We start from the raw sequence: 13,406 nt of genomic DNA, 5'->3' as shown, positions 1-13,406 counted from the left end.
TCACCATCACAGGATGACCCCTAAAAACCATGCTATACTAATACGGAATAGTATAGGAGGTGGGTCTGTATGAAAGACGGACTATATTGGGTACAACAATTAAAAGAACAGAAAGTAAGTCGCGCAGAACTCTTAAAGGATATTGAGAAAAAAGTCCAAAAGTTAAATCCAAAGATCAATGGCTTTGTAACCTTTGATAGCCAAGAAGCAGAAGCAACTTATCAAAAAAATAAACAGCAGGACACACTATTTGCTGGTTTGCCATTTCCATTGAAAATGTTAGGCCAAGAAAAAGCGGGGTGGTCAGCAACGGCCGGCTCGCAACTTTTTAAAAATAGTACTGCAACAACGACCTCTAACTTTGTCAAACAAGCAGAAACGATTGGTTTGATGCCCTTAGGACAAACCAACGCCCCAGAGTTTGGCTTTAAAAATATTACGGATCCTGCGCTTTACGGGCCAGCCCGCAATCCTTGGAACCTGGATCATTCGCCAGGCGGTTCCAGTGGCGGCGCTGCCGCAGTTGTCGCTAGCGGGATTGTTCCTATCGCCGGCGCTAGTGATGGCGGTGGCTCCATCCGAATTCCCGCCTCTTTTAGTGGCTTAATTGGCTTAAAACCTAGCCGTGGCTCCATGCCTGTCGGCCCAGAAGGCTGGCGAGGCTGGCAAGGTGCCTCGATTGACTTTGCGTTGACTATTTCTATGAGAGACACCAAAGCATTATTTTATGGCCTACGTGGTAGCCACAGTGGCGCCCCCTACCAAGCGCCCTTGGCAGAATGGCAAACACACCCTAAAAAACAACGGCTAAAAATTGCTCTGTGTACCGCTTCGCCTATCGGCTCACTGATTTCGCCAGAAGCAACACAAGCGGCGAAACAAGCGGCTGATTTTCTGGCAGCCGCTGGCCATGAAATCATTGAGATTCCTTATCCAGTCGATGGTGCAGCGCTGATTCGCTCCTATTATCAAATGAACGGCGCAGAAACTACAGCGATGATGAACAGCATTCAACAGGGGCTCGGGCGCCCAATTCGTAAAGAAGAAATCGAACCTTTTTCATGGACCATGCATCAATTTGGCCAAAAGATTCCAGCAGCCACCTATGTTCATTCATTACAGTTGTGGGATCAAGCAGCAGTAACGATGGAAGAACTTTTTCAAAAATTTGATCTGTTTTTATCACCAACAACGGCTTTTTCAGCACCAAAAATTAACGAAGATTTGCAAAGTGAGCACATTCGTCAACGAATGGCGCAAGCAGCAGAATTAACAGAAGCAGAATTAGCTGAATTAATCTATGATTATTTTGATAAAAGTTTACAGCTAACACCGTATACTCAACTAGCGAACTTGACAGGACAACCAGCCATCAGCTTGCCCACACATGTTACAGCAACGGGGTTACCCTTAGGTATTCAATTGTTGGCTGCTCGTGGACGTGAAGATCTCTTGTTCCAAGTAGGTGAACAGTTTGAGCAAGAAGGCAAATTTAAATTACCAGAAAGTTACCGCTAAATAGGGTGTTATTGTGACCAAATTTCAGATAAAATAGACACAAGACAAAAAACTGAGGTGGAAAAATGCTGTACGTAGTGAGACATGGTGAAACAGATTATAATGTGGCCCGTAGAATTTGTGGTCATGCGGAAGCGCAATTGACCGAAAAAGGCTATCAACAAGCGGAATTGGTAGCTGAAAAAATTGCCAAACAAGGAATTCAAATCGACCGTTTACTGGCGTCCCCTTTAAAACGGGCGCAAGAAACAGCACGTAAAATTGCGGAACGAAATCAGTTGACGGTTGAAACAGAACCGCGTTTAATTGAGATGAATTTTGGCATTTATGATGGTGAACCGATTGAAACAACGGCTTTCCAGGAAAATCGTTCTGAGATTTCCTTGCCATTTCCAGAAGGGGAATCAGTCTTAGATGTCGCGGGTCGAATTTATCCCTTGATTGAGGAAGCCTTGGCTTCAGAGGAAACTTACCTATTTGTTTGCCACAATGCGGTTATGCGAGTCATTGATAACTACTTCAATGGTAAAAAAATCCAAGATTTCTTGGACTTTCATTGTGAAAATACACAACTTGTACAATACGGAGAATAAAAATCAAGTCTTTAATCTTTTGGTTAAAGACTTGATTTTTTTTTATGGTAGATAAGAAACCGCTTCCGTTTTAATGTATAATAAATTAACTTTTGGATCAAAAAAGAAATGGGGAAAAGACTATGAGAATTGATAATATTCATCAAGCGTTAAAACAGTTTCACGTACAAAATCCAAGTAGCAAAGCAACCTTGTTGCCCGCAACGGCTTCGCAATTAAGTCAGGCCTCTGGCTATACCCGAACCGCTGTTAGTGAAGAGCTTTCAGAATTAGTGAGAAAAGACCAAGTCGTTAAAGTTAAATCTAGACCAGTGTTATTTTTTGATAAAGACTACTTAGAGGAACAGTTTCCTTTTTTTAAAAGTAGCACGTGCTACGATTCCCTCGCTTCGCTGCAAGAGGACATTTATCAACAGACAGAACAGATACATAAGAAAAAGCAGCTACTGAAAATGAATCCATTTGCGAACGTAATTGGTTTTGATGGGAGCTTAGCAGACGCCATCAAGAAGTTGAAAGCCGCTATTTTATATCCGCCTAATGGCTTGAATATTTTACTTACTGGAGAATCTGGAGTTGGGAAAACCTTAATTGCAGAACAATTACACCAATTTTATCAAGTTAAAATGAACCAAGAAGTTCCGTTTATTTATTTTAATTGTGCAGAATATTTCAACAATCCAGAATTATTAACTTCTCATCTGTTTGGCTATAAAAAAGGCAGTTTTACTGGTGCCGTCAATGACCAAAAAGGCTTAGTAGAGTTGGCAGATGGTGGTTTTTTATTTTTAGATGAAGTCCATCGATTAACGAGCGAAGGCCAAGAAAAATTGTTTACAGTTTTGGATAAAGGGTATTTTACACGGATGGGCGAAGCCGAAAAACAAAGAAATGTATCGATAAAATTTATTTTTGCAACAACCGAAGCAGTCAATCAACATTTTTTGAAAACGTTTTTAAGAAGGATCCCTGTGACATTAGCTATTCCAGCTTTAGCCGAGCGCTCTTTGAAAGAAAAAATTCAATTGATTTTGTCCTTTTTCTTAGAAGAAAGTCAACGGATTCAAAAGAATATCCATATTCGTTATGAGGCGTTGAAACAATTAACGTTTACTCATTTTGAAGCCAACGTTGGCGAATTGAAAGCGGCGATTCAATTTATGAGCGCACAAGCCTATTTAGAGGTGTTCGATCAATTAACGGAAACTATTTGCATTGAAGCAAACGAGGGGACAGTCAAAGAGCAACCTGATGTAGAAAGTCTGCTGGCTTTTAATGAGTGGATACCTAACGATGGCATCACGATTCAATACAACCATTTTTATTTAAGCAGTCAAGAGTTACTTAAATCAGAAAGTCTGAAAAATGATCGTTTTTATAATTTTCTATTGAAAGAATATGCGGATTTGAAAAAATTAACTCTTTCGACAGAGGATGCGCTAGCAATCATGCAAAACAAAGTTGAGCAACTTTATGATATGGATATTTTTGCTCAAGAACCGCTAGCCTTAGAGGCCATTGACGAAACATTGCAGCCAAAAATTCAAGAAGCCATTGTCTTTTTTGAACAACTAATCCAAGAAAAATTGACAGAGGATTTCCAGAATATTTTGATTGTCCACCTTTATTCTGCTGTTTTTTATTCTGCACAAATGAATGAAACATTTTATTCAGATACCAAAAATATCTATTCTGGCAAAGTAACCCAGTATCAAGCTGCTAAGACCATGGTGGACTTTTTACAAACATTGTTTGGGATTTCTTTTGCTGATACGGAAATCCTCTTTTTTGATCTATTTATTCGTAAAGTCACAGCTAAAAAAAGAGCGCACTCAGTTGAAGAAAACTGTGGCGTTATCGTCGTTGCACATGGTGCCGCGACGGCCAGCAGCATGGTTGAGTACACCAACCTTCTGTTTTCAACAACTGTCATGCGTGCAGTTGATATGCCGATTAATCAATCAGTGGAAGAAACATTAGAAAAAGTCCGTACAATTGTAAAGCAAAATCAGTATAAAAAAATTATTTTAATGGTGGACATCGGTTCCCTGGTTTACTTTGGTAATGCTATCAGTCAAACGTTTCAAATGGAAGTGCTGCTAATTAGCAATATCAATCTCTTAACATTACTAGAAGTGGCCCGAGAAGTCATTTATGAATCGACGGCGTTTGAGTATCTATTACCAGTCTTAAAAGAAAAAAATCATCGCGCCTTGATTTGCAGTAAAGGTCGCTTCAACGAGGCAAAAGTTCTCATTATTTCCTGTCTAACTGGTATGGGGACTGCTATTAAAATTGAACAGTTGTTACTAAAAACTTTTCCTAATGAATTACTAACGAATGTACGCATCATTACTTTAGAGAAAAGAGAAGTGGAAGACATTGATCGCTTGCATTCTTTTGTTCGGAAAGAAGAGAAAATCGTTGGCATCATTGGCACCGTAAAGACAGAAGTGCCAGATATTCCGTTTATTTCTTTACAAGATTTACTATCGAAGCGGGGCATTCAGCTAGTTTTCGAATTATTAGGCCATCATTTAGAAGAAAAACAAAACCAAGAGTTACTAAAGAAAGTTTCAGCTAAATATATTCAAGGATTATCAATCGAAGCTATTACAGACTTACTAACGGTTTTGAATCCTACAACCATTTCAATCGAATTAGCTAAGATTTATTCAGACATTTGCTTGCAAACCAAAATAAAAAGTGACGAAAAGATTTTACTTCGTTTTATCATTCATTGTGCCTGTATGTTAGAACGGCAATTATTGAATCCAGAATATGACCCGACAGCTTATGAAGTGTCATACCGAGAGTTGCCAGAAGCAGTATCTGTCATAAAAATGGCGTTTCGACCGATTGAAGTGTCCTATAATTTGTTGATTCCACCTTTGGAAGTGCGTTATATTTATGAATTGCTCTTTGAAAAGGCTTAATTCAAACGGAAATGAAAGTTGGCACACTTATTGCTTTTAATAAAATGATTAATTAGCAAAGGAGTTTGTTTATGGAAAATGAACCAATTTTACTTTTAACACACAATGGTTGGGGCTTGGAATTAGTCAAAAGCGTCCAGATGATTGTTGGAGAAGTTACAAATGTACATGAAGTTGCATTACAAGCAGAGGATTCACTGGGGGATTATTTAGAACGAGTCACAGAAAAAATTGAACAATTAACGTGGCACAACCAGTTGCTAATTTTAACAGATGTTAAAGGCGGCACACCTAGTAATGTTGCATTGCGTTTATCAAAAGATTATGATCTCTTGATTGTGTCCGGATTATGCACATCGTTATTATTAGAATCCGTCATGAAACAAAGTGGTCCTGGGTTTCGTTTACAAGACGCAGAAATGATTCAACAAGCAGCAGTAGACAGTTGTCAAATTTTAAAAATTCCAAAATAAGAAAGTACAGGTGAACAGAATGTCAAAAATCGTATTAACAAGAGTCGATAGCCGTTTAATCCATGGACAAGTAGTGACTAAATGGTTACAACAATCAGGTGCAAATGAAATTTTGGTAGTGAGTGATGAACTAGAGCAAGATGAATTTTTACAAAGTATTTATTTAATGGCGGCGCCTCCAGGGGTTTCTGTAGTAATTAAAGGGATTGAAAGTGCCAAAGAATATTGGGAATCGCAAGAAAAGGAAGAGAAAAAGGTGTTATTTTTAGTGCCAGATTTAACGACCTTAAAAGCGATGGTGGACCAAGAAATTATTAAAGAGGAGATTCAAGTTGGTGGCTTAGGTGGTGGACCTAATCGGAAAAATGTTTTAAAAAATATCAATTTATCTGAAGAAGATGTTGCAATTTTGACTGAACTTTTAACGAAGGGCATTCATGTTTTCTTCCAAGCGATTCCCGAAGAAAATCCCCTACCAATTCAAAAATTAATTGAAAAATATCAATCACTATAATCAGAGAAAAAGGAGAGAATCATATGGGCGTTTTAGGTGTTTCAATTATTATGGGACTTTATTATTGGTTTGCACGTTTGCGTTTTGGGTACACATTTTCAGGCATGCTGTCTCAGCCATTAGGTGCAGCATTGGTGGCTGGTTTAGCAACAGGAAAACTTAGTGAAGCAATGGTTGTGGGGGCGGGGATTCAACTTGTTTATCTAGGAGTTACCTCTACACCGGGCGGCAATGTGCCTAGTGATCCGGCTTTAGCTTCAGCAATTGCGATTCCAATTGCTTTAGGTGTGGGAATAAATGCCGAGGCGGCTGTTGCACTAGCTGTTCCTTTTGGTGTGTTAGGCGTCTTTATGGATCAATTACGGCGGACCATCAATGCGACTTGGGTGCATATGGCTGATAAATATGCAGAAGAGTTAAATTATGGGGGGATTTACCGAGCTGCGTTTGTTTATCCAGCTTTAGCGGGATTTTTAATTCGCTTTCCGTTGGTTTTTGCGGCGAACTTTTTTGGTCAATCTGTGGTGAATAAAGTCTTAGAAGTTATCCCAGCATGGTTGATGCACGGCTTTGAAGTAATGGGTGGTATTTTACCAGCGTTAGGATTCGCCTTAACAATTATGGTAATTGGCAAGAAAAATTTGATTCCTTATTTTTTAATTGGTTTTGTTGCAGTAGTATATTTTGGCGCAGAAGTTATGGCCGTCGCTATTTTAGGAATCTGTATTGCCTTTTTAGTTAGAAATAAGGCATTGAGTGAGGAGGCAGCATAATGGAACAAATGACACAAGCAAATGAACAACAATTGGAACAGAAAAAAATTACTAAAAAAGAATTATCCAAAGCCTTTTGGATTTATCAACTAGGTTGTGAATTATCAAATTCTTATGAACGTCTTCAAAGTTTAGTTTTTTGTGCATCGATGATTCCTGCAATTAAAAAACTTTACGCAGACGATGAAGAACAACAAAGAGAAGCTCTGAAACGTCATTTGAATTTTTTTAATACTGAAGGAACAGTAGGGGCTTCAATTCAAGGGATTGCAATTGCTATGGAGGAAGAAAAATCCAATGGTGCAGCTATCTCTGATACGGCGATCACATCGATTAAAACTGGGTTGATGGGTCCGCTGGCAGGGATTGGCGATTCGATTATTTGGGCAGCATTAATGCCGTTAATCATTTCCATTTTTATTCCAATGGCTAAAGGAGGTAACGTGATTGGAAGTATCGGTCCGTTGGTTCTGTACACAGCCATTACGTTATACATCAGTTGGACATTAGTGAATAAGTCCTATACATTAGGGCGTAATTCAATCTTAAGTTTGTTAAAAGACGGCAAAATTAAGCAAGTCATTTATTCAGCAAATGTTTTAGGAATGATGATGATGGGCGCTTTAAGTGCGAGTTATGTTAAAATTGCTAGCCCGATGACGTTTAAAGTTACTGGCGGTGCCACGATTGTTTTACAAGATATTCTAGATCAAATTATGAAAGGGTTACTTCCTTTAGCAGCAGTCATGGCTATTTATTTCTTCATGGTAAAAAAAGGCCCACGTTACGGTATCATTATCGGCACGATTGTCTTAGTTAGTTTGGTCACTTCATTCTTTGGTTTGTTATAAAGGAGAAAATAATGAATAGTTACGAAAAATTCCACTTAAAAGAAGTCATTAATGCTTCTGGCAAAATGACCATTCTAGGTGTCTCCAAAGTTTCGGAGGCAGTCCTCGCGGCTCAACGATTCGGCGGCGAACATTTCTTTGAAATGAGTGAACTTAGTGTGCAAACAGGGGCCTTTTTAGCCAACTTGTTGAAGGTAGAAGATGCCCAAATCGTTTCCTCGGCTTCGGCGGGGATTGCCCAAGCGGTGGCTGCCTTGATTGGAAAAGGCAGCTTGTACCACGCGTATCATCCCTATACAGAAAAAATTGAACAGCGAGAGATTATTTTACCTAAAGGGCACAACGTGGACTACGGCACGCCTGTAGAAGTCATGGTAGCGCAAGGCGGCGGCCAAGTAGTGGAAGCTGGCTACGCCAACATGTGCAGTCCAGAACACGTGGAAATGATGATTTCCGAAAAAACAGCGGCCATTCTATACATCAAAAGCCATCATACCGTGCAAAAAAGTATGCTGACGGTGGCCGAAGCGGCCAAAGTGGCGCAACGCCACAAGGTGCCGCTAATTGTTGACGCGGCAGCAGAAGAAGATCTTTTCAAATACACCGAAGCAGGCGCTGATTTGGTGATTTACAGCGGCGCCAAAGCCATTGAAGGGCCAAGTGCCGGTTTAGTGGTCGGGAAAAAAGAATACATTGACTGGGTGCGCCTACAAGGAAAAGGCATTGGTCGAGCAATGAAAATTGGCAAAGACAATATCCTAGGTTTTACCCAAGCAGTGGAAGAATACTTGGCGCATGGCAGTGAATCAGGGTCTTCGATGCAAGAGCGCTTAAAACCGTTTGTTGAAGCCATCAACAACTTGTCAGATTTAACCGCCAAAATCGTCCAAGATGGCGCCGGACGAGACATTTATCGCGCCAGTGTCAAAGTGGACGGCAGAAAAACCGCCAAGGAAGTCATCCAAGCATTAAAAGCAGAAAGTCCGGCCATTTATACGCGAGAATATCAAGCAAACAATGGCATCATTGAATTTGACATTCGTTCTGTCAATCAAGAAGAAATGAACAAAATCGTGCAACGATTACAAGAAATTATGGACACAAAGGAGAAATAAGCCATGTCATTAAAACCTAATTATTTAGAAGAACGCATTTGTTTAAACGTCTTAGCCAATTCAGTAGAAAATGCCCAAGCCTGTTATGAAGCAGCAGAAGGGCATGTTGTGTTAGGCGTCCTTTCAAAAAACTATGAAACCGATGAAGCAGCCATTGACGATATGAAAAAATACCAAGCAGCAACCAACAACGCTTTATCTGTCGGCTTAGGGGCTGGCGATCCTAATCAAAGTCAAATGGTGGCTCGCTTATCAGAAGTTCTACAACCGCAACACGTGAACCAAGTCTTCACAGGTGTCGGCGCTTCGCGGGCCTTACTTCGTCAAGACGAAACAGTGATTAATGGCTTGGTTTCACCCACAGGCAAAGTTGGCTATGTCAACATTGCGACAGGTCCGTTAAGCTCTGGTGCGCCAGCGGCGGAAGTACCTATCGAAACCGCCATCAAATTGTTGAAAGACATGGGAGGCAGTTCCATTAAATATTTCCCGATGAAAGGCTTGGCTCACAAAGAAGAATACCAAGCAGTAGCAGCAGCTTGTGCCAAGTATGACTTTTATTTAGAGCCAACAGGGGGCATTGATTTAGAAAACTTTGAAGAAATTGTTCAAATTGCGGTGGATGCCGGCGTTAAAAAAATCATTCCTCATGTCTACAGCTCAATTATCGATCAAGAAACAGGGGACACTAGAACAGAAGACGTGAAAACGTTACTAACCATGATGAAAAACACATTGAATAAGTAAAGGGCCAATCTTTATTTGACTTTCTTCGCCAGATTTGCTACTCTCAAGTGGAGAATAAATAAAAACCAACAAATGAATGTGGGGTATTTTGGTGAGTGTCGTAGGTATCTAATTGATAAGTTGAATAACCAGTGAACCAAGCAAGGTTTATTTGGTGTGCTTAGAAAGTGATACCTGTCAGTCATCTCATTTACTAAATACCTCCTTTAAAAGAGGTTTCTTTAGTAACCTTTATCCAATGATAAAGAGGACAGCGGTAGAACGCTGTCCTCTTTTTTCTATAGAAACTGGTTTTTATTTAAAGGCGCCAGGTATTCTTTTCGCGATAGAAAGGAAGAAAAAACAAATGAATCATGAAACCATTCAAAAATTACAATTTACAACAATTCTTAAAGAAGTTCAAACACGTGCGATTGGCGAGTATAGTAAAGAACGGTTGGCGAAAATGGTCCCTGCAACACGTTTAGAAACAGTGCAGTCCCGCTTAACGGAAACAACCGAGGCCCGCTTAATTATTGATAGCGGACAACACGTCCCTTTCATGGGCTTGAGCCAAATTACCCGCTTGCTTCAACAAGTGAAAAAAGGCTTAATCCTTACACCAAACGAATTGATTGAGGTGGCTGACTTTTTAAGAAGTAGTCAGCGAATCCAGAAGTTTTTTGAAAAAAATCAATACCAAACACCACGCCTATTTAGTTACAGTCAGCACTTAGCTGATTTCAGAGCAATCGAAGAACAAATTTATACGAAAATCCATAATCAAAAAGTTGCCACCGATGCTTCTCGACAACTTCGGAAAATCCGGCGTCAAATCAATGAATGCCAACAAGAAATTGAAACAAAAGTCACCAAATTTTTACGCAATAAAAATAATCAACTGTATATTCAAGAAAATATGATGGTGAAAAAAGGGGAACATTACACGGTACCAATCAAAGCTAGCTATAAAAATAAGGTTTCAGGCACAATCATTGAGCAATCCAATAAAGGACAAACGGTCTTTATTGAACCTGTAGCAATTAGTAAATTAAATGAACAATTGACACTCTTAAAAGCGGAAGAAACAGCGGAAGAATATCAAATTTTGGCGGAACTAACTGGGTTAATCAATGAGCAAGAACGACTTGTCGATCAAGCCGTCGATACAATGACCACCTTAGATATTATTTTTGCACGAGGAAAGTATAGTCGCGAAATTGGTGGGATCACGCCAAAAGTAAACAAAGAAGAACGCTTGCGCATTGTTCAAGGAAAACATCCACTTTTATTAGAACACGCAGTACCATTGACGTTTTCTTTAGGAGCAGAGTATCGAGGACTTGTCATTACAGGTGCCAATGCTGGTGGTAAAACGGTTGTCTTGAAAACAGTTGGCTTATTGACTGTCATGACACAATTTGGGTTGCAAATTCCAGCACAAGCGGGCACAGAGATTCCAGTATTAGATGAAATTTTTGTCGATATTGGTGATCAGCAAAATCTGGAAAATGCGTTAAGCACTTTTTCTGGGCACATGAAAAATATTGCGGAAATGTTGCGTAATGTTAAGCGACACACGCTTGTTTTATTAGATGAAATTGGTAGTGGCACCGAGCCGAACGAAGGAGCGGGCTTAGCGATTGCTATCATGGAAACGATGTATCAAAAGGGAGCCTTGGTAGTTGCAACGACCCATTATGGTGAAATTAAACGTTTTGCCCAAGAGCATGACGATTTTGTGCCCGCCGCAATGGCCTTCGATCGTGAAACATTAACGCCCAAATATCAATTGAAAATTGGTGAAGTTGGCGATAGTCAGGCTCTTTGGATTGCACGTAAAATGAAGATGGAGCCACAGCTCATTGAAAAGGCGGCTCATTATATTCAGCGGAAAGAATACCCTACTAATCGAAGTCTATTTAAACCCCTGAAAGCAAAAGAAACGACCTTTGCCACGTTTGTAGAAGAAACAGACCGTTATCAAAAAGGTGATCGTGTCCTATTGACAGAAACACAACAAATTGGGTTGGTTTTTACAGATGAGGGTGAACAAGAAATCCAAGTATTTGTGAATGATAAAATTGAAAATGTACCACGAAGACGGTTGAAATTACAAGCGAAAGCACAAGATCTATATCCGCAAGACTATGATTTAGAAAGTTTATTTACAGATTTCCATGAACGAAAGAAACTCAAAGATATTGAACGCGGCTCAAAAAAAGCGCAGAAACAATTACGCAAAGAGGCCGAAAAAAGAGCAGCAAGACGCGAAAAATAAGGAACTTAACAGAAGCAATACAACAACTTAACACTTTGTTTACTTGTTATTTATCAGAAATCAACTAAGACTTGTTATAGTCAATGTATGGGTAGATATAAAGGAGGAAACAAGGAAATGAAGAAAAGAGCTTTGCTAGGGGTTACCTTATTAACATTCACAACATTAGCGGGTTGTACAAATTTATCTGAACAAAAAAGCGGCGAAAAACAAACAGAGGTTGCTGAAGCGAAGGCAACTGAATCTGAAAAAGCACCAGTAAAAAATGTTATTTTTATGATTGGAGATGGCATGGGGAATCCGTATACAACGGGCTATCGCTATTTCAAAGCCAATCACTCAGACAAGCGTGTTCCCCAAACAGCTTTTGATACCTATTTGGTCGGACAGCAAGCCACTTATCCAGAAGATGAAGAAGAGAATGTCACCGATTCAGCTTCCGCAGCGACAGCGATGGCTGCCGGAGTAAAAACCTATAATAATGCTATAGCACTCGATAATGACAAGTCCAAAACAGAAACAGTGCTGGAACGTGCGAAAAAAGTGGGGAAATCAACGGGGCTTGTAGCAACATCTGAAATAACACATGCAACCCCTGCTGCATATGGCGCACATAATGTTTCACGCAAAAACATGGCAGAAATCGCCGATGACTATTTTGATGATCAAATCGACGGACAACACAAAGTCGATGTGTTACTTGGCGGCGGCTCCGAATTATTTGCGCGGAAAGATCGTGATTTAGTCAAAGAATTTTCCCAAGCGGGTTATGGTCATGTCACAGATAAAAAGTCGTTAAATGAGAACCAAGACGACAAAATTTTAGGCTTGTTTGCACCAGGCGGGCTACCTAAAATGATTGACCGAACGGAAGAAGTTCCTTCATTAGCTGATATGACAGAAGCGGCTCTTCAACGGTTAGATAAAAATGAAAAAGGCTTCTTTTTAATGGTTGAAGGTAGCCAAATTGATTGGGCCGGGCATAGTAATGATATTGTTGGCGCGATGAGCGAAATGCAAGATTTCGAAGCGGCGTTTGAAAAGGCTATCGATTTTGCAAAAAAAGATGGTGAAACATTGGTGGTTACAACTGCAGATCATTCTACTGGTGGCTTGTCTTTAGGTAAAGGAGATCAATACAATTGGTTGACGGAGCCTTTACATGCGGCAAAACGCACGCCTGATTTCATGGCAGAAGAAATCATTAAAAATGGTAATGTGGAAAAAACAGTGACTGAGTATATTGATTTTCAATTAAGTGAGGCTGAATTGAAAGCAGTGAAAACAGCGGCGGAGTCAAAAGATGTTGAAAAAATTGCTCAGGCATTAAGAAAGATTTTTGATCAACGTTCGAATACTGGTTGGACTACAGGCGGACACACAGGAGAAGATGTAAATGTCTATGCTTATGGACCACAAGCAGAAGCTTTTTCAGGACAAATTGATAATACAGACCAAGCGAAGATTATTTTTGGCTTAGTAGATGGCACCGGGCAAAAAGCTGAGATTAAAGATAAAGGTATTGGTAAATAACAAAATGAAGAAAAAGCAGAACGTATAGAAGTTCTGCTTTTTCTTCATTGAAGGCATAAAAATTTTATCTCTGTTATAATGAAGGTAACCAGA

Annotated in this window: 11 protein-coding genes; all 11 read left to right on the top strand. The window is 39.8% G+C overall.

Features of this window, described 5'->3' with window-relative positions:
* Positions 1 to 69 precede the first annotated feature (69 nt).
* The 11 genes from IGJ41_RS12140 to IGJ41_RS12090 all read left to right on the top strand — a co-directional run bounded on the left by IGJ41_RS12140 (position 70) and on the right by IGJ41_RS12090 (position 13,313).
* A complete protein-coding gene (locus IGJ41_RS12140; protein WP_173963727.1) occupies positions 70 to 1,518 on the top strand; it encodes an amidase in 1,449 nt (482 codons plus the stop codon).
* A 65-nt stretch (positions 1,519 to 1,583) separates the two neighbouring features.
* Positions 1,584 to 2,111 (top strand): histidine phosphatase family protein, encoded by a 528-nt coding sequence (locus IGJ41_RS12135; protein ID WP_104855699.1) that lies wholly within the window; start codon positions 1,584 to 1,586, stop codon positions 2,109 to 2,111.
* Positions 2,112 to 2,233: 122 nt separating this feature from the next.
* Complete coding sequence (locus IGJ41_RS12130; protein WP_173963728.1) at positions 2,234 to 5,047, top strand: sigma 54-interacting transcriptional regulator; 2,814 nt, start codon at positions 2,234 to 2,236, stop codon at positions 5,045 to 5,047.
* A gap of 71 nt (positions 5,048 to 5,118) precedes the next feature.
* The gene (locus IGJ41_RS12125) at positions 5,119 to 5,520 is read left to right on the top strand and encodes a PTS sugar transporter subunit IIA (protein ID WP_153853880.1); all 402 of its coding nucleotides are present in this window, start codon (positions 5,119 to 5,121) and stop codon (positions 5,518 to 5,520) included.
* A gap of 19 nt (positions 5,521 to 5,539) precedes the next feature.
* Positions 5,540 to 6,034, top strand: a complete 495-nt coding sequence (locus tag IGJ41_RS12120; protein WP_002355078.1) for a PTS system mannose/fructose/N-acetylgalactosamine-transporter subunit IIB — start codon at positions 5,540 to 5,542, stop codon at positions 6,032 to 6,034.
* A gap of 23 nt (positions 6,035 to 6,057) precedes the next feature.
* Positions 6,058 to 6,807, top strand: coding sequence for a PTS mannose/fructose/sorbose/N-acetylgalactosamine transporter subunit IIC (locus IGJ41_RS12115; protein WP_438714509.1), 750 nt, complete (start codon positions 6,058 to 6,060; stop codon positions 6,805 to 6,807).
* Positions 6,807 to 7,658, top strand: a complete 852-nt coding sequence (locus IGJ41_RS12110; RefSeq protein WP_002359140.1) for a PTS system mannose/fructose/sorbose family transporter subunit IID — start codon at positions 6,807 to 6,809, stop codon at positions 7,656 to 7,658. Before IGJ41_RS12115 ends, IGJ41_RS12110 begins: the two co-directional genes overlap by 1 nt.
* Positions 7,659 to 7,669: 11 nt before the next feature.
* Positions 7,670 to 8,773, top strand: a complete 1,104-nt coding sequence (locus tag IGJ41_RS12105) for a DgaE family pyridoxal phosphate-dependent ammonia lyase (RefSeq protein WP_113793655.1) — start codon at positions 7,670 to 7,672, stop codon at positions 8,771 to 8,773.
* A gap of 3 nt (positions 8,774 to 8,776) precedes the next feature.
* Complete coding sequence (gene dagF / locus IGJ41_RS12100) at positions 8,777 to 9,520, top strand: 2-dehydro-3-deoxy-phosphogluconate aldolase (protein WP_002361094.1); 744 nt, start codon at positions 8,777 to 8,779, stop codon at positions 9,518 to 9,520.
* 346 nt (positions 9,521 to 9,866) lie between these two features.
* Positions 9,867 to 11,780, top strand: coding sequence for an endonuclease MutS2 (locus IGJ41_RS12095; protein ID WP_406741627.1), 1,914 nt, complete (start codon positions 9,867 to 9,869; stop codon positions 11,778 to 11,780).
* Between the two features lie 87 nt (positions 11,781 to 11,867).
* The gene (locus tag IGJ41_RS12090; protein WP_162783062.1) at positions 11,868 to 13,313 is read left to right on the top strand and encodes an alkaline phosphatase; all 1,446 of its coding nucleotides are present in this window, start codon (positions 11,868 to 11,870) and stop codon (positions 13,311 to 13,313) included.
* Positions 13,314 to 13,406 lie beyond the last annotated feature (93 nt).

Source organism: Enterococcus sp. DIV1537a (assembly GCF_051712085.1).
Classification (GTDB): domain Bacteria; phylum Bacillota; class Bacilli; order Lactobacillales; family Enterococcaceae; genus Enterococcus; species Enterococcus faecalis.
Note: the sequence above shows the minus strand (reverse complement) of the source record. Positions and strands in the feature narration are given on the sequence as shown.